8 protein-coding genes and 2 tRNA genes are annotated in these 18,758 nt (G+C 42.9%); 3 read left to right on the top strand and 7 right to left on the bottom strand.

Annotated elements, in window-relative coordinates; genetic code table 11:
• Window positions 1–125 precede the first annotated feature (125 nt).
• The 3 genes from ABIC84_RS07085 (at window position 126) to ABIC84_RS07095 (ending at window position 1,543) form a co-directional block, all read left to right on the top strand.
• Window positions 126–198, top strand: a tRNA-Lys gene (locus tag ABIC84_RS07085).
• 86 nt (window positions 199–284) lie between these two features.
• Window positions 285–357, top strand: a tRNA-Lys gene (locus ABIC84_RS07090).
• A 157-nt stretch (window positions 358–514) separates the two neighbouring features.
• On the top strand, window positions 515–1,543 hold the full coding sequence (locus ABIC84_RS07095) for a LacI family DNA-binding transcriptional regulator (RefSeq protein WP_426580761.1): 1,029 nt from the start codon (window positions 515–517) through the stop codon (window positions 1,541–1,543).
• Here the strand turns inward: ABIC84_RS07095 and ABIC84_RS07100 are convergent, their stop codons facing one another.
• The 7 genes from ABIC84_RS07100 to ABIC84_RS07130 all read right to left on the bottom strand — a co-directional run bounded on the left by ABIC84_RS07100 (window position 1,544) and on the right by ABIC84_RS07130 (window position 18,681).
• Entirely contained in the window at window positions 1,544–3,838 is a 2,295-nt protein-coding gene (locus ABIC84_RS07100; protein WP_429263124.1) for a GH92 family glycosyl hydrolase, read from the bottom strand.
• A gap of 110 nt (window positions 3,839–3,948) precedes the next feature.
• Window positions 3,949–7,194, bottom strand: coding sequence for a GH92 family glycosyl hydrolase (locus ABIC84_RS07105; protein ID WP_429263125.1), 3,246 nt, complete (start codon window positions 7,192–7,194; stop codon window positions 3,949–3,951).
• A gap of 120 nt (window positions 7,195–7,314) precedes the next feature.
• On the bottom strand, window positions 7,315–8,442 hold the full coding sequence (locus tag ABIC84_RS07110) for an acyltransferase family protein (protein WP_429263126.1): 1,128 nt from the start codon (window positions 8,440–8,442) through the stop codon (window positions 7,315–7,317).
• Window positions 8,443–8,455: 13 nt separating this feature from the next.
• Entirely contained in the window at window positions 8,456–11,413 is a 2,958-nt protein-coding gene (locus tag ABIC84_RS07115) for a beta-galactosidase (RefSeq protein WP_429263127.1), read from the bottom strand.
• A 143-nt stretch (window positions 11,414–11,556) separates the two neighbouring features.
• On the bottom strand, window positions 11,557–13,755 hold the full coding sequence (locus ABIC84_RS07120; RefSeq protein ID WP_429263128.1) for an alpha-N-acetylglucosaminidase: 2,199 nt from the start codon (window positions 13,753–13,755) through the stop codon (window positions 11,557–11,559).
• Window positions 13,756–13,829: 74 nt separating this feature from the next.
• On the bottom strand, window positions 13,830–15,308 hold the full coding sequence (locus ABIC84_RS07125; RefSeq protein WP_426580772.1) for a RagB/SusD family nutrient uptake outer membrane protein: 1,479 nt from the start codon (window positions 15,306–15,308) through the stop codon (window positions 13,830–13,832).
• Window positions 15,309–15,312: 4 nt separating this feature from the next.
• Window positions 15,313–18,681 (bottom strand): TonB-dependent receptor, encoded by a 3,369-nt coding sequence (locus ABIC84_RS07130; protein WP_429263129.1) that lies wholly within the window; start codon window positions 18,679–18,681, stop codon window positions 15,313–15,315.
• Window positions 18,682–18,758: the final 77 nt, after the last annotated feature.

Genomic DNA, 18,758 nt, shown 5'->3' on the forward strand with positions numbered 1-18,758 from the left:
TTTTTAACAGCTTAAAAAAAGCTTAACATTAATTTAAAAAATAGCTTGCAGGGAATAATTAAGAACCCTATATTTGCACCACTTTAAACGGAAACGGTTAACCGAACCAAGAAGTTGAAAAGTATGATTCCGTAGCTCAGCCGGTAGAGCATAACACTTTTAATGTTGGGGTCCTGGGTTCGAGTCCCAGCGGGATCACAAAGCCTTTGAAAAGAGGCTTTTTTATTTAAAAACAAAAGCTGCCTTTAAACAGCCCTGCTTTAGTAAGCGAAAATTTAAAGAATGATTCCGTAGCTCAGCCGGTAGAGCATAACACTTTTAATGTTGGGGTCCTGGGTTCGAGTCCCAGCGGGATCACGAAAGGCGCAAGAAATTGTGCCTTTTCTCATTTAAATCGTACCCAAGATTGTTTTAGCATATAGACGCCGTTCCTCCGTTCAGGTTGAGTTGCGCCGAACTACTGAACATCTTTTTCGTTATATTGCTCCACAATTAAACACAACCAATACTAAAAATGAGCGGCGGTAACAAGAATGATAAGGTGAATATGAAAACGCTTGCGAAAGAGCTTAACCTTTCAACCGCAACCATATCCAAAGCGCTGCGCGATAGCTATGATATAAGTCCTGAAACCAAACTGAGGGTAATGGAAGCTGCCAGGCGTTTAAATTACGTACCTAACGCTTATGCCAGTAGTCTCCGCAAACAAAGCAGTAATACAATAGCCATCATCATACCCGAAATTGCCGACAGCTTTTTTAGCCAGGCCATTAACGGCATTGAAAGTATTGTCGCCCCAAAAAAATATCATGCGCTCATCTACCTTACTCATGATAGCTATGAACGGGAAGCATCCATGTTTAACGACCTGGCCAGCGGACGCGTTGATGGCCTCATTATGTCGGTAGCCAGCAGCACCCAGGATACCGGACATATTAAAACATTACAGGAAACGGGCATTCCCATAGTTTTTTTTGACAGGGTATGCGAGGATATTACTGCAGATAAAATAGTAACCGACGACTATAATAGCGCCTACAATGCCGCCAGCCATCTGCTGCAAGCGGGATGTAAAAACATCTCACTGGTTACCATCAGCGGATATCCTTCTATTTTAACCGCCCGGGAACAAGGATATCGCAATGCTTTAGTTGATAATGGGTTTGCAGCCAAAGATACAGGAATAGTTACCTGCTCCAATAAATATACAGACGAAAATGTAAATATGATCAAAGCGCATTTGGCAACCGTTAAACCCGATGGTATCATAGCTACGGTTGAACAGCTGGCTACCGCGACTTATTTGGCTTGCGATGAACTGAAACTACAAATCCCACGCGATGTAAAAGTTGTTTGTTTTACCAATCAAATTACCGCAGCCATACTTAACCCTTCGCTTACTACTATTTTACAACCTGCGTATGATATGGGCAAGCAAGCGGCCGAAATACTTTTCGGCCGCTTGTCAGGGCGGATTATTGAACCTAAGCAAGAATTAGTGATGCCTTCACAACTGATTGTGAGGGCATCTACTGCATCTTAATTAATCTTTTTGAGGGATATTGGTCATGGTAAAGGCCAGGGTACCTCCATGACTGATTTGCTCGTGCGATATCATATGGTCTTTTATAGGTACTCCGTTAAATGTAACCAACTTTACATATTTGTTTTGAGCCGATAGACCTGTGGCTTTGATCACCAGTTTATTTCCGTTTTGCAGGTTCATTGCTATGTAAGGGAATTGCGGCGCACCGATACTGTACATGCCCGATGCAGGCGTTACCGGGTAAAAACCCATCGTGCTAAAGATATACCATGCTGATGTTTGACCGCAATCATCATTACCATTTATGCCTATTGGCGCATTTCTGAAATTTTGCCATGACGTATGCTGCCTTACCAGTTCCTGCGCTTTCCATGGCATACCGCAATAGTTAAACAGGTAGATGTAATGGTGTCCAGGTTCATTATCGGCACGGTAATGTCCATCGTTAAAATTGTGGATTAATTTATCAGCAAAAGCTTTTTCGCCGCCCATGAGAGCTATCATTCCGGGTACATCCTGCATAGCGCCAAAAGTATACGTCCACTTGGTGCCTTCGGTAAAGCCACTATCCGGCTGGGTCGACCAACTGCCATCGGCGTTACGTGGAGCCATAAAGCCGGTTGAGCTATTGTATACGTTTTTATAGTTTTTGCTCCAACCCATCAACTGGTTATAATCGCTTGTTTTACCTAAAGCCTTTGCTAATTGGGCAACACAGTAATCATCAATACCATACTCAATGGTACGGGATACCGACTCTTTAGTTTTATCAACAGGGATATACCCTAATGTATGGTAATTGGTTAGCCCTCCCCTTGCCTCAAAGCTGGTCCACAGGTCACGGTCGCCCCATTTTTTTTGAACATCTCCATCGGGGGCGGTAAATGCGTCTTTGTGTAAGGCCTCATAAGCTAAAGCGGCATTATAGCCTCTGAAACCTTTGATGTAGGCATCAGCAATTACAGCATCGGCATGGGTACCTATCATGATATTGGTATAGGTTGGATTAGGCCACATCGGCATCCAGCCACCCTCCTGGTACATTTGCAGCAGCGATTTCACCATATCATTTACGCGCTCGGGCTGGGTAAGGATCAACAAAGGATGTAAAGCCCTGAAGGTATCCCATAATGAATAATCGTTGTAAGAAACGCCGGTATGAATTTTATCATCAAAAGCACTGTAATACCTGCCATATTCCGAAAATTCTCTTGGGAAAAGTAGTGTGTGGAACATTGCCGTATAAAAAATAGTCTTTTGTCCGTCGGTGATATCGGTTACCTGTACTTTTTTCAATTGTTGCTGCCAGTTATCACGGGTACTTTTAACCACTTTCTCAAAATCCCAATCGGGAATTTCACGCTTAAGGTTGTGGCGTGCCTGATCAATGCTGATAAACGAAGTAGCTACAATAACTTTTACCGCCGTATTACCAGTTGCTTTGAACGACACATAAGCGCCCATGCGGGTACCAAATTGCTCTTTACTTTTCTTTTTAACAGTTTGGTTATCCCATGTACCATAGCTGCGGATAGGCTTATCAAACTTGATAATAAAATAACCTTTAAAGTTTTTTAGCTGCGGACCAAGCTGTGCCGATTGTCTGTCGGGGTTGTAGCCGGTTATCTCATTATTTACCGTATCAATATGTACATAGCCTCTTAGCTCCTTCATGCGCACCTTGAAATCATTCGCCCAATCGGTAAGTGCAGGATTTAGGTTGATGCCCTGAATGATGAGATGTGCCTGATCTGCTTTCGGAAATGTAAAGCGGAACATGCCGCAGGTATTAGCACCGGCTATTTCGGCTTTGATGCCTGCGTTGGCGCCGACCTTTAGTTTTACCGAATAGTAATAGGGCCTGGCTACCTCATCTTTATGGTCAAACATCAGCTTACGCTCTTCAGGCAGTACACGAAGGTTACCAATTTGAGGCATTACAGATACATAGCCATAATCACCCATCCAAACAGTTGGCTGGTGCGAGGCCATCAGGCCTATTACGGAGTTATCCTCATAGGTATAACTCATTTTGCTCATTTTATTCTCACCAGTTTGGGCAACAAAATTGGTCATGGCAAACGGCACATTTACACATGGCATAGTACCGCCACCGTCCAAACCTTTGCCAAAACCGGTTGATGCGGTACCAATGAGCGGGTTAACGTAGTCAACCTCGTCCTTTTTAGCTTTATTTGCTTTTTGCTGTGCGTTTACTGCGGTGGTAACCAACGAAAGCAATAGCAACGAATAGATATTCCGTTTTAATTTCGGGCAAATGTTTAAGATCATTTCAGATAGATTTTTTAGGCTTGTTTAAACAGGCCTGGCAAATCTCTTATTTTTCAGATCATATCGGCGAAAAGCGGAAATTTTTTTCTGAAGTTTTTACCGATATCGGGCTATTGTTTTTCCGTCGATACAATAGTTTTAATGTCATCAGCAGATAATGCTGCCTTAAATACCTTTACCTTATTAATATAACCATGAAAGATCCGCTCTGAAGGAAACTCCTCGTTCCGGCCCAACGTCCAATTGTTATTTACCGACAGATCCGTGCTTGCCTCCAATACGGAAGTTCCCGCCAAAACACCATCGATATAAACATACAACGTTTTGCCATTGCATATGCCCGCAATGTGATGCCAGTGCTGTTGCCAGTTGGCAGGGAGGTTTACAGTACAGTCGCCCCTGCCCCACCCGCCGGCAAAGAAGGTGAGGGTTCTGTTATCGGTCATTTGCAACACGTGATTATCGCCTTTGGTAATGATATCAACCAAGCCTTTCTCGTTACCCATCGGGTACACCCATCCCATCATGGTAATGGATTCATCCATATTGTCCAAAGCCGGTGAGTTTGGGACTTCCACATAAGTGCTGTCGCCAAACAACAGCCGGTCTTTATTATTTGCTATTGAACCTGAAATAATCTTCCCGTTGTTATGAAATCCCGAACTATCAGTTACCGCTTTGCCAGGAACGATCGACCTGAAATCAAGCAATAAGGACTCTATACCGCTTTGATAAACTTTATAAATGGTTTTAGCAATATCGACCCTCACGTACTTAAACCCTTTTTGAGTGGCTGTTATATTATGGCTGATAATTTTAGCCTCACCCGCATTTAGTTTGATGTTATCATTAAAAGCAACCGAATCATTTTGGATTACCGGTATGATAAAGGTTTGATTAAGTCCACCGGTATTTTTTATGATGTATCTGATTTGCTGATCTTCCTTTAATCTGATCATCGGCTTTACCTCCAGCCCGGATATTTCGAACGGGCGCTTCTGAGGCTTTCCCGGCAATTTCACCTCAACTATAAACGGAATTGTGTTATCAAGTTTCAGTATTGATTTCCCTACGGGATAAAGGCGAAACACAATAGAGTCCTGAAGGATTTGTCCCGGTTCCACCAAACAATTCCTATAAGCGTAGGGCTTTCCGTTAACCAACAATTTTACTGTTTTGATGCCCTTGCTTCCCGTATTTTTAAGCTTGAAGTTTATTACAAGCGGTTCATCCGGAACTATGCTTTTTTTATTGATCGAATAATTCACTATGCTAAAAGCAGTGTTTTTTTGTGTGGTTGAAAGTTCAATCGGATCTTTATTCGCGGGCCAGCTACCGGGCTCTTTAACCATATTAAAAGTCATCGCGCCCCCGTTCATCAATACCGAATGCGGCAGGATCAACTGCTGCCATGCCTTACCATTTACCTGCAGCGATTGTACATAATTATTTTTTAATGCTGAATTATTACTGCTGATGACAAACTTTTTGCCATTTGACAGATAAAGGGTTGCAGATTTAAACAATGGCGCACCGATGGAATAAAGCGGCCTGCCCGGGCACACAGGATAAATTCCCAATGAGTTGAAAACATACCAGCTGGATGTTGAACCGAGGTCATCATTACCGGGCAAACCGCCGGGAGTAGCACTGAACCTGTTTAGCATAATATCCCTTACCCACTTTTGTGTTAACCGTGGCTTGCCCGCCTGGTTAAACAGATAAGGTAGGTGAAAAACAGTTTCGTTATCAAAGAGGATAACATTATTACGAAGAGCTGAATCCAAATGGGCGGCAAACTGCTCATTGCCGCCGGTCATGTTAATAAGGTCTTTACCATTTTGGGGCACAAAGTAGGAATACACCCATTTGTCGCCTTCTTTATATCCTGATGTACCGGGCTGCAGTTTAAACTCATCACCATTACGCGGAAGCATAAAGAGGTCATCTTTATTTAAAAGATTACGGTAGTTAAAACCTCTGTTTGATAGTAACTGATAAGTCGGCTTATCATTCATCACCTTATCCGCGAATTGCGACAGCGCCCAGTCATCATACGCATACTCAACCGTGCGGGTAACTGACTCGGGCCGGGTAAAGGGTACATAGTCCGTTTTGTGATAAACTTCTATGTCTGACTGAACAAATGGTCCATCAACCAAATCTTTCTTCATCGCCTTATAAGCAAGATCTTTATCAAACTCCACAATCCCTTTCAAATAGGAATCAACAATAATTGGAACAGCATGGTTGCCCGTCATACTTTCGGTAGGCAGGTGACCGCTTTGCTTGTATACATCCAACATAGACAAGATCACATCCTGTTGCTTTTGCGGATATAGCAAAGTGAGCAAAGGATGTAACGACCGGAATGTATCCCAGGGAGAAAAAGCCTCGTACTGGTTTTGCCCTGTTTTTTGATATATTTTACCATCCCTGCCACGATAATTGCCATCAGCATCATTGGCAACCCATGGCAACAGCAGCGAATGATAGAGAGCAGTATAAAACACGGTTTTATTTTGTTCGTTGTTGTCATTTAAATCTACAACGGACAATAGTTTAGCCCATTCACGGCCCGTTTTCGCACATACTTCATCAAAATTTAAATTCCCTGCTTCCTGATCAATATTATGCTGTGCGCTATTACTGCTTACCGATGATTTACTTAACTTTAAAGTGATCACCTTAACGCCTGTTTTAGCTTTTGGGAAGGAGAAAAGCCAGCCTCCCTTAACCTCCTTTTTATCTGTATATCCTTCGCTAAAATTTATAACTACATTGAAGTTTGAAGCATGGATTATTTTATCAGATATAGCTCGGATCTCACCACCGTCACCGACAAAAATTTGCGGATCAGCATCCCCATCGAAAGTAAAACGGAACATACCTGTTCTTGCGGTAGTTGTAGCTTCTGTCGTGATCTGCTGATCATTAAAATAAACTCTATAATAGCCTGGTCGGGCGGTCTCCTTTTTGTGCGAAAACCGCAGACTTGATTTACCGGCCTCAAAATTGGCACCACCTTTCAACGGCATTATGTAAAGGCGCCCCGACGACCCTTCCGGAAAACCACTCATATGCCCCAGACAACTGAAGTAATAAATTGAACTATCAGTATAATTATATCCCCGGGCACCTACAACCCGTGTTTCCGGACTTAATTGCATTGATCCTGACGGAGCAACCGCTCCGGGATAACAGCCGCCATTGTTCCCCCATTTGGTAAGCACATTACTTACAGTAGTGCCAATGAACGGGTCAACATAATGAAGATGGTTTATTTGCTGGGCGTATAGGTTGCTGCCCAATAATAAACTTATCAGAAATGATATAGCGCGAACAAGTTTATTCAAAGCCACTGTATTGTATTTTGTCAAGCTGAAGGCAGAAGGCCTAAAGCTCAAAGCCAATAAATTATTTTATAGAACTTATAAAAAGCTTTCAGCTTTAGGCCTTCTGCTTTCAGCTCCCGCCTATATTTTAATATAGATTTTCTTTTTATCAAGCATGTACGCCACCAGCCAGCAAAGCATCATGTAACAAAGTGCAAATACCAGCGTACCAAAAGCGCCCGGGAATAGCTTTTGATAAAACACCTGGTTGATCCAGTCATAAAAGCTTAGCTGTGGTTTTACCCAAATGGTTTGAAACACCGTAAGCAGCAACTCCGATAGCAAGTATATGGCTAATGAGTTACGTCCGAAGATGAGGAAAAAGCTGGTGCCGCTCTTCATTTTTTTTATTTCAATTGCAAATACCATAAAACCTAAAAGCAGAAGATCGATACCAATGGTAAGCAGCGTGAACGAGCTCGTCCACAGTTTTTTGGCGATGGGAAAAAACTGCGCCCAGAATAAGGAAACAGCGATTAGCAAAACACCGCACATAAATAAACGGGCAACCGACTCGTAGTTTTTACCCTTACGCTGTATAAATGCTCCGGCCAGGTACCCGCCAATTACATTCACAATGGCAGTCATGGTGCTGAGTAAACCTTCCGGGTCAAAAGCTATGGGGCCACCTTTATCATGATATAAATGATCATTGCCCATCAACACGATATCCAATCGGGTGCCAGCGTTGCCAAGCATAGTATACTCTTTGCCCGGTTCGCCGCAAAAGATCAGGAATGCCCAGTAGCCCAATAAAAGCACAGCAGAGATGATGATGGCCATTTTTTGTGAACAATAGTGGACGATCAGCGCGCCAAAAAAGTAACACAAAGCAATCCGTTGTAACACCCCCATAATACGGGTATGACTTAGCGGATTAAATACCCAAACACCCGCTTCCCGATGAAAAAACGGAAACCAATACATGAGGTATCCCAACAAGAAAATGATGACAGTACGCTTAAAGATCTTACCTATAAAAGCGGCATCAGTTTCAAATTTCTTTTTGGAGAAACTAAGCGCATTACCTACTGCGAAAAGGAAAGAAGGAAAAACCAGGTCAGTAGGTGTAAAACCAATCCAGGGTGCATGATCAAGCGGCGACCATACGTTTGCCCCCGAACCGGGGGCATTAACGATGATCATGAAGCAAATGGTCATACCACGGAAAACATCGAGCGCGGTAAATCTTTCGGTTGTTGCAGCCATTTTTGCAATTATATTAATTAACGGGTATTGAAATTTCTTTGATTAACCGGCCTGCAGCTTCTTCGGCCACAATACGGGTTTTATTGATACTATTGCCGTCTTCGTCATAAACCACCACCTGGTTTACACCCGGTTTAAGCCAGCATTCGGGGATATAAAGGCTTTTCATATCCAGTTTTTCAGGGTACCTGCCTAAGTTGTGACCATTAACCCAAACGGAGCCATGTCCTAATCCATCGGGATCAAAACGCCAGATGAATGTACTTCCTGCTGATGATGGCAGACTGAAAATGGTGCGATAAAAGGCTGGTGCATTTTTTACTTGCTTAACTGCTTCAAGCTTCGTCCAGCCCTGAACAGCTTGCGCATCACCCGGACCACCTTTTAATTGCCAGTTGATCACCGCTGTGGCATCACCTATGGCATTGATTTTTACAGATTGATCAATGCCCCCTTCATTTGAGTAATTTTCAATAAAAAGGGTAAGATCAACCGGGTGTTTTAAGATTTCTGCATCAGTAATGTTCACTTCAAATGGCTGGTTCCAGCCGTCATGATGGGCTACTTGTTTACCGTTAATAAATACGGTGGCGTTTTCGTCAACGCTTTTAAACAGCACTGCTAATTTTGAAGTCCCCGCAGGCTGCTGCGGAATAGTTGTGTGAAACCAGGCATAACCCTCTTTCAGGTTAAAAACATCATTGCCTATTTTATATTTTTTGTATATCAATGTATCAAATGCCGATGGTCCTTGCTTTACATCGTCTTTTTTGTTGGCTTTGGCAAAATACCAGTCACCAAGCTCAGAAATGAACGGTCCGCCCTTTTTGATCAAGGCCTTACCAAAAAGCCCCTTGCTATCCACCTCATCTATCGGCCCAAGGTAAGCAGCCAGCTTATCGCGGCCATCGTGTGCAGCAAAAACAGTCAAAATATGCTTTCCTTTCGTAAGGTTAAGCGTTAATTCATTATCGTTCAGCCTCCATCTTGCGGCAGGTTTGCCATCAATAAATGCCTGTCCCCGGCCGCCGCCTTTCACCTGCAGGGTATATTTTCCGTTGGATGGTATATTGGTAGTAGTCCTATACCAGGCATCCGCAGTAACATCAGCATCTGCACCCATCGGCTGTGGATCTTTTGATTTGAGCCAGCTGCTTGTGTTTACATTTGTTGCCGCGTTAACTGCTGCATTTTTATACTGCCAGTTAGCTAAGCTGATAGTTGACTGTTGATCGCCTTTCTGCGCACCGATGCTGAATGGTATTATTTTACTATCAGTATATAATGTAGCTTTCTGAACTGCATTTTGCGTTAAAGATGATTCTGCTGTTAATTTTAACTGGCCATTTTTAACCGATGCCTCGCCAACATAGTTTAATCCGGTGATAATATAGTTTTCACCCTCGCTTTCAGTAACCCACGTTTTATCGGTTAAGGCCCGGTTCATGGCCAACACCCTTATCGTTTGCAGGCCTGACTTAAAAGTATATTCAACGGGCTTTTCGGCAGTAGCAGACATTTGGTCATCAATCAGTACATTATCGTTCTCAACTTTCACTGAAGCTGATACTGACGAAGCTTTCACTTTGGTATTAAAACGAAGCAACACTGGCTCACCGGCTTCAGCATCAACAATAATCGTTGTGGTATTAGCCTGCTTAACAATAGCAAATACGCGGGTAAACGCCCAATCAAGCGTAACCTCATCGTTAAGCTTATAATTGTGTACCAACGGATAAATCTCTTTGGGATGCAGGCTGATCTTTTTTCCCGCAAAGAGGTTCTCGTTACCCTTGATATTTAATGATGAACTTACCTTAGATGTACCCGGATTATCCAGGAATATCAGATCTCCTGCCGGGCTTGTACGGGCAGATATTTTAACCGTTGTGTCAACGGCAATGCCTTTGTATATTTCCGAAGCGTTTGTACTGTTCTCCAGTACATCCGGGAAACTACGACCAAACCAGGCTGCTCGTTTAAAGGTGTAATAAATAGGCCGCAAATCACCTGCCTGGCCTATTGCTGTTCCGTAATCATATGAAGCGGCATCCTCATCATTATTGGTGTAGCCAAAGTTTGAACCACCGTGCGCCATATAGTAGTTATAGCCATTACCGCCATGGGCGATGATTTTCCAGGTGCGCCTGTCGTAAAGCTCAGCATCTCCCGGCTTCGCTCCATATTGTGAATACCAAACAGCCCAGAATTCGGTAGAGAACCATGGGTTTGGCCGCTTATCGTCATCCAGTTTTACATCACCGGCCGGATCGCTGGCGTGATGTAATCCACTGAAGAAATAGGGTACCTGCATACCCATATCCAAAGCTTTTGCCTGCAGGTGTTTAAAGTAACCATCAGGCATTATTGTTCCCCAGCCGTTGGGGTGCTCATTCTCCAACTGAACCAAAATCACAGCACCACCTTTATTGATTTGCCTTTGGAACACCACAGGCAAAAGATGATCAAAAAAGCGGTCGACATATTGTTCAAAGGGTTTGTTATCCTCGCGTACCCTCAGGCCTTTTTTAAATTTAAGCCATATCGGATATCCGCCGTTATCCCACTCGGCGCAATAATATGGCCCAACACGTACAATAGCATATAAGCCCAACTGTTTTACTATATCCAGGAATTTCCCAAGGTCACGGTCGCCAGTGAAATTGAATTTACCTTCCTGCACTTCGTGAAAGTTCCAGATAGTATAGATCTCGATACAATTAAAACCGGACCGTTTGATCCTCAATAACCTGTCGTACCAAAGCTCATGCGGGATGCGGGCGTATTCTAAACCGGCTGATACGATGAATGTACGTTTACCCTGGATAACAAAACCTTTGCTGTCAAAATCAATATAAGGCTTTGCAACAGCTGTGGCTGGAAAAATATGATCATTTGAGCCCTGACTGTATGCTGCGGTAAAAGCCGTTATCTGTAAGATGAATGTTAGTATATAGTAGCGGACCTTCATGTGTATATTGTAATCCTGTATCCTTAATATTTAGCGGTCATTGCGAGGTACGAAGCAATCCCCAATTGGCAGAGCCCCCCTGTATAGTTTGGGGTTGCTTCGTCCATCGCAATGACGATTTTCATTATTCCGATTTATTGAGCTTATCGCGTTCCCAAAATAACTGCATTATACTTCGCAAACAATTGCTTTGATTTTTCAATAGCATCACCTTTAGGCGCATCAGTGTAAGCATTATCATGCTTGTTTACCCATTGCCATTCCCAATCTTTTACTTGTTTATCAAAAGCTTCGGCATTAAAGTCGGTTTTGGTTGATAATGATTTATCTAACTGGTTAAAGTACATTGCCCAGCGTGGTTTGTAATAGCCTTTGATTAAACCAGCCCATTGACGGTTTGAGTATTCGCGCAATCCGCTTTCTTTATCGCCCCAAAGGGTAACCAGGTCGCGGGCATTAAACTCGTACAGGTTTTTCTCTTTGTCCGTAACACCATTAGCCCTTGCTTCGTTGATCCACTTGCCTAACAGGAAATCTTTACGGATGCTTAGTAAAGCATCCATATCATCCATCAATTCCAAAAACTGGCTGCTATATAATTTAAATTGTTGTTGATCTTTATTTTGATAGGCCTGCGCCATTTTTTGCTGCAACGGACTTGCATAGTTAACCAGAACCTGCCGGGTAACATCAACCAGGTCATACTGAAAACCATCACTTTGTTTTAGGCTGTCGGCAGCATTTATGAGTAGCGTCCAGGCTTTAACCAATTGCATAGGGTCATAATCCAGTTTGGTTAATACCCTATCAATATATTTTTTCATTGTCGGCCTTGCCACAATGATCGATTCTGGTCCGCCTTCAGTTAAGCCCCCCGAATACACCGAATTTAACAGGATCTGCCATGCTTCATCTGCCTGATTATTTAGCTGTCCGTAACGACGCTGTGCATAATTCATCACCCATTTATCGGCATCAATCGGGGTATCACGCCAAACATTCTCCAGCATCAGGGCAAACAGTGCAGGATTTTGCTCGATACCTTCAGGCGTAACACCAATACCGCGCATATTTTTTGATTCGGGATCATGCAGAGCTATGGCAGGATCGGCGGCTACGTGGCGCATACGACCAAACAGGCTGATATTACCGCCAAAGTTTTGCAACATACTCCAGATCCACGGTTTGCCGTAATAAGCTTCGGTACGGTTCCAAACCGGGTGGGCATCGCTGTACAAATCAAGCACGATCATCTGTTCGTTTGGCACAGCGTTAAGCAGCGCTTTAATCTGTTGTGGCTGCCAGAATTTGTTATTATAGTGAAACATCCAACCCTGCATTACCCAAATAGCTTTGGGATCGGCAGCAGCCATAGAGTTGAATACTTTCTTACTCATACCATCCAGGTACGTTGAATCGTTTGTTGGCGGCACATTTTCATTAAAAGTATCGGCCGAGTACAGGTGGTCGGTACCAAACTCTTTAGTTTGTGCTTCTATATATTTTTTGCCGATGCTTTCAAACATCGGGTCGTCGGGATCAAGTATAAAAACATCGGGAAACCCGGCATCCCAGTTGGTTCTTTTAACCTTAGCACCGGGGAATTTATCTTTAAATGATGGCGGCACATGGCCGGTAAATGACGACAATACAGGCGTCATCCCAAATGAGCGCTCGCGCTCTAAAATCTTTTTTTGTAATGCTTTATGCGAGTCTATCCAATGCTGCGGCAGCGGACCGCCCCAGGCATCAATGTTACCCATCCAAAACCATGAAAAATAAGCGGGACCACTAAAAAACTCGTCCAGTTGCTTATCGGTAAAGCCCATGTCTTTATAAACGGTTTGCCAGACGGCTTCTTCGCCTGTTATGGCCAGAGGCATGTTAATACCATTCAGGGCCATCAAGTCAATTTCTCTTTGCCAGCGTTCCCAGCCCCACCAGGCCATGGTGTAGTTAAACGTACAGTAGTTTAAATAGTAGCGATATTGATAAGGCGTTGTTTTGTGGATAAGACCTTTAACCACAGGCAAAGTGGCTGGCAAGTTAAGGTTGGTGCCATTCCAACCAATATCGCAAAAACAATAATTTTTGAGATAGTAGTTTAATGCCGACGCTACCGACAGGCCGTTATTACCCCTGAGCACAATTTTACCGTTACGGCTTTCCAGCTCAAATACATCTTTACCGTTCTGTTGCGGGATAGACTCAACAGTAAACAAATTACTCTTGCCGGGGATCACCCTTTCAACAAAATCATAGGAGGCTTTTTGATCAACCTGGGCACCGGCTTTAAGGCCGAATAAAATAATAGCAGCTAAAACAAGTAAACACTTTCTCATCAACAGATAATTAAACGCTGGAAATAAATACCGGCAACAGGAGGCTCTCCCCTATTGCCGGTATAAGGATATAATTATTTAAAATTAGGGTTCTGTACTAACACACCTTTACTCTTATCAATCTCAACCTGGGGGATTGGGAAGTAATAGTTTTTAGGGCGTACAAAGGTTACCGTTTTGTTTTGATCAAGTGGAGCTTTGGAAACAGCAAGGTTATAAATAGCAGCTATATCCACAATTTTAACTTTGTCCCAGCGCATCAGGTCCTGATGGCGTTGATCTTCACCCGCCAGTTCAACTCGACGCTCATGGATCAGCTCTTTCATGCCAGCTCCTGAAACAGGTTTTAACAGTGGAGAAGCCCTATGCCTGATCTGGTTGATCAAAGCGTCACCAGCTCCGGCGCCTTGTGTACGGATCAAGGCTTCGGCAACTAATAAATAAATATCTGCAGAACGCATTAGCGGCACAGCATAACTGTGGTCAACTCCACCACCATCAGCCTCAGTATTGAATACAGCGTACTTTTTAAATGCATAACCAGTAGCAGAAAGATCGGCGGTAAACGTTGTCAAGCCCTTGCCATCACCCAGATCAACCTTGTCGCCAACGCTTAATAAAGTAGCCTGTTTACGTGGATCCCCTGCCTCAAACTCATTGGCAAGTCCCTGTAATGGCTGACTAAAGCCATAACCGTTCCATGATCTTGGAATGTAATAAACTGTAAAGTCATTTTGTACAACGGTTTGTACAGCCTGGATCGAAAAAAGCAACTCGGTGCTGGTTTCGTTAGCACGGGTAAAATTATCGGCGTAGTTAGCAGCCAACGCGTAATGTGAATTGGAAATCACTTTTTGACCGGTTGCAATTGCCTCAGGAAGTTTTTCCCAATACATGTAAAGCTTGGTTAATAAGCCCAATGCAGTTCCTTTGCTTACACGGCCGCGGTCGGCAGAGCCATAGCTTTCAGGCAAAAGATCCACCGCTTTCAACAAGTCCGACTCGATCTGTTTTCGTACTTCTTCAATTGGCGATTTTGGAACATTAAAAGTTTGTTTTGAGTAATCATCTTCGGTAATGATAGGTACATCGCCATGAATGATCATTAAACGCCAGTAGCCAAAGGCACGTAAAAAATAAGCTTCGCCCATACTCCGATTTTTAATATCGGCAGATATTGCGGTGATCTTTGGGATGTTAATGATGCAATTGGTTGCCCGGTTGATGGTTTCATACCTCCATTTCCATGGATATCTGATGGCTGCATTTGAAGCATCATAAGTTAAGTTCTCAATGCCCTCATCCTCGCTATGATCACCTGAACGCCAGTAATCGTCAGATGGAACATCAAATGTAGCCTCCGCGTGGCCAACATAATCCTCTTCTTCCAAAAGGCTATAAATACCGGAAACCGCATTTACAGCATCAACTTCGTTCCTGAAATAATTATCTGAGGTATAAACCCCTTGTTGTTTAAGGTCAAGTGCTTTTTTACAGGCGCTGTTGAGTAACGCCAGCCCTATAACCATATATATTGTAATTTTCGATTTCATGATTTTAAAGTTTAGCAGTTATACCGAATGTAATTGTACGTACCGTAGGGTACTGGGCCACATCAACCCCACGCTGCAGGTTGCCATTAGTATAACCAAGCTCAGGGGTGTATCCTTTATAATTGGTTATAAAAAATATGTTTTGACCTGATGCATATAACCTTACGCTTTTCAGTGTCGCTTTTTTAGCCCAGCTTGCAGGTAAAGTATAACCTAAAGTGGCATTTTTGAGGGCAAAGTAATTCCCGCTTTCGACAAACAGGTCGGATGTGCGATAATTGTCGTTAGCACGATCTAATGACATACGCGGGATCGAGTTGCTTGTGCCCGGCCCTGTCCAGCGGTTCATGTCTTCGGCATAAAGATTAAACGGATAGGTTGGATCAATACCTTGCATCCTATCGGCATTATAAAGGCTTACACCAAATACGTCGGTAAAGTTTGCTGCAAAGTCAAAACCTTTGTATGAAAGACTGCCTTGCAAACCAACTGTAGCATTAGGATTTGGATTGCCCAAATTGGTGCGGTCATTACCATCAATCTGGCCATCGCCATTTAAATCCAGAAAACGCACATCGCCGGGTTTGATATTAGCCTTGCGCGAATCATTTTTAAGCGCCGGATCGTTATCAATTTCTGCCTGGGTTTGGTAAAGGCCATTTGTTTTCCATCCGTAAAAAGAAGCTATCGGCTGACCCTGATATGTTCTTGAGATTTCCTGGCTTGAACGCCCGTAAACTGTCGAACCAATGAAAGTACCTTCTCCATTAAGTTTAGTTACCTTATTTTTGATAAACGAAGCATTGGCACCGAATGAATATTTTAGTTTATCGCCGCCTTGATAGTTAATTTCAACTTCGACACCTTTGTTATTCATTGTACCGATGTTTTGATTTGGAATAGCTACCGAACCCGCTGAACCTACTACCGGCGGTGATATCAGCATATCTTTAGTATTCTTATTGAAATACGTAAGTGTGGTATTTAACTGGTTATTCAGGAAACCAGCATCAAGGGTAATGTTGGTCATAGCAGTACGCTCCCAAGTAATATCCGGATTTGCAATACTTGTAACAGCTGCACCACTTACTCCCGTGCCGCCAAAGGCATAACCACCATTTTCATAAGTACTGCCAATTTTGATCAAGCTTAGATACTGAAAAGGCAGTACATTTTGATTACCCAACTCACCATAACCACCCGTCAATTTCAAGTTATTAATCCAGGTGATATTTTTCATGAATTTTTCACTGGTAATTCTCCAGCCCAAGGAGAATGCAGGAAAGTACCCCCACTGTTTGCCGGGCGCAAATTTGGAAGAACCGTCTGCACGAAAAGTAACGGTTGCCAGGTACCTGCTGTCAAAATCATAAAATAATCTTGCAAAGCCCGACTGTAGTGAAGATGGTTGAGGCAAGATATTTGAATTGAATTGGCCATTGCCCTGGTTAAGCACCCGCTGATCGGGATCGGTATCGTCATAACCAACCCTTTGAGCGTTAAAACCGTAATCTTTAAAGTTTTGATAAGAATAACCACCTGTAAAAGTTACGTGACTTTTGCCAAACACCTTATCATACGTAAGAAAAGATTCAAGCAACTGTGACGATACTTCCTCTTCAGATTGAGTTAAGGTAGAATTTGGATTTGGCCTTGTTTGATTATTATCTGCGATACTAAAATTATAATTGCGGATAAATGTACCGTCAAAGGCATAGTTAACCTTCAATTTCAGCTCCTTTAAAAAGGTAATTTCAGCAAACGCGTTGGCCAAGGCCCTGTACTTTTTAGTGTACCTGTCGGCCATTTGGATAGTAGCATAGGGACTGTTGATATCACCCAACTGATTAGCAAAAGCCTTTGATGTACCGTAAGTACCATCAGGATTTACCAGCGGTATAGCCGGGTTAAAACGTAGAGCCGAAAATATCAAACCCGTTTGCGAATTATTGTTATCAAAGCCATTGTTATTACCATAGGTCAGTTGAACGTTCTCTCCCAGTTTTAACCATGAAGTTATCTTATGCTCGGAATTGATACGTGTACTGTATCGTTTGAAGTTGGTTTTATCAATAATACCATCCTCGTTATAAATAGAGCTTGAAAAGTAATAATTAGAGGCATCGTTACCTCCTTGTATACTAACATCTCCATTGGTTACATGTCCTGTACCCATAATAGCCCGTTGCCAATCTGTTCTTTGAGTAGCATAATAATTATCATCCCATGGAGCATCAATTGCTACGCCGTCATTTGTATAACGTTCCCTTTTTAATTTAAATAAATCTGGAGCCGTTAGCAGATTAAGATATTTAGTTGTGTTGGAAAACCCGCTATAAAAGTTAACAGTGGTTGCCAGCTTTTGATTATAAGTACCTCTTTTCGTAGTTACTAAAACCACACCATTCGCAGCACGTGTACCGTAAATAGCGCTTGAAGAGGCATCTTTCAAAATGTCGACGCTGGCAATATCGTTGGGGTTAATGTCACTTAACGCGTCAGGGTTACTGGTAGGTACACCGTCAATTACAATTAACGGATTGGCATCATTCACTGTACCTGTTCCACGGATCCTGATGCTCGGCGCAGCGCCAGGTGAACCATCGTTACGAACAATACTTACACCACTTGCACGGCCATCTAAAGCCTGGGCCGCTGTACTAACAGGCAAGTTTTGAATATCCGATCCTTTAACGCTTGCTACTGCACCCGTAACATCAACCTTTTTGCTGGTACCATAACCAACAACCACAACTTCGGTCAAGGCAGATGGCAGGGCAACGAGGGTAATATTTAAAGTTTGGCTTCCGGTTATGGTAATTACTTTTTTTTCATACCCGATATAAGATATTTCCAACACACCATTTACCGGTGCATCAATACTGAAATTACCATTTGCATCGGTAGTAGTGCCCTGATTAGTCCCTTGCAGCCGGATATTTACGCCTACAAGCGGCTCGCCTTTGGCATCAACAACTTTTCCTTTTACAACGGCCAAACTTTTGGCATCCTCCGGGTTGGCGATGATCACCACATGATCATCATTCATTTTGTAGGAAAGCTTGTCATCAATAATAACGGCAAGCAATTCATCAATTGTCGCGTCTTTTACATCCAGGTCAACTTTGCCCAGCTTTTTAATACTGGCATAGTTGTAAAAGAAACGGTAATCGCTTTGTTTTTGAATTTTAGTAAGGATACTGCTTACTTCAGCCTGCTTTAGGTTAAGCGTGAATTTCTGCTGTGAATATACTTTTGCAGAAACTTGCACACAGGTAACCATGACCAATAAAAATACTGCTTTCATCAGCAAAATAACTTTGAGACATACGGGCGCGCCACGAAGCGGAAACACCCTTCTTGTTTTTTTCATTACATTTGTTTTGAAAATAAATGGATGGAGTAAGTGCTGTGTTACAATAGCTTACTCCGTTAATAAAATCCTATTTG

Source organism: Mucilaginibacter sp. 3215 (assembly GCF_050433785.1).
Classification (GTDB): domain Bacteria; phylum Bacteroidota; class Bacteroidia; order Sphingobacteriales; family Sphingobacteriaceae; genus Mucilaginibacter.

Excerpts from the sequence above, each read along its gene's own strand:
- ABIC84_RS07115 (WP_429263127.1), bottom strand. The coding sequence starts at position 11,413 with ATGAAGGTCCGCTACTATATACTAACATTCATCTTACAGATAACGGCT.
- ABIC84_RS07100 (WP_429263124.1), bottom strand. The coding sequence starts at position 3,838 with ATGATCTTAAACATTTGCCCGAAATTAAAACGGAATATCTATTCGTTG.
- ABIC84_RS07120 (WP_429263128.1), bottom strand. The coding sequence starts at position 13,755 with ATGAGAAAGTGTTTACTTGTTTTAGCTGCTATTATTTTATTCGGCCTT.
- ABIC84_RS07110 (WP_429263126.1), bottom strand. The coding sequence starts at position 8,442 with ATGGCTGCAACAACCGAAAGATTTACCGCGCTCGATGTTTTCCGTGGT.
- ABIC84_RS07095 (WP_426580761.1), top strand. The coding sequence starts at position 515 with ATGAGCGGCGGTAACAAGAATGATAAGGTGAATATGAAAACGCTTGCG.
- ABIC84_RS07125 (WP_426580772.1), bottom strand. The coding sequence starts at position 15,308 with ATGAAATCGAAAATTACAATATATATGGTTATAGGGCTGGCGTTACTC.
- ABIC84_RS07130 (WP_429263129.1), bottom strand. The coding sequence starts at position 18,681 with ATGAAAAAAACAAGAAGGGTGTTTCCGCTTCGTGGCGCGCCCGTATGT.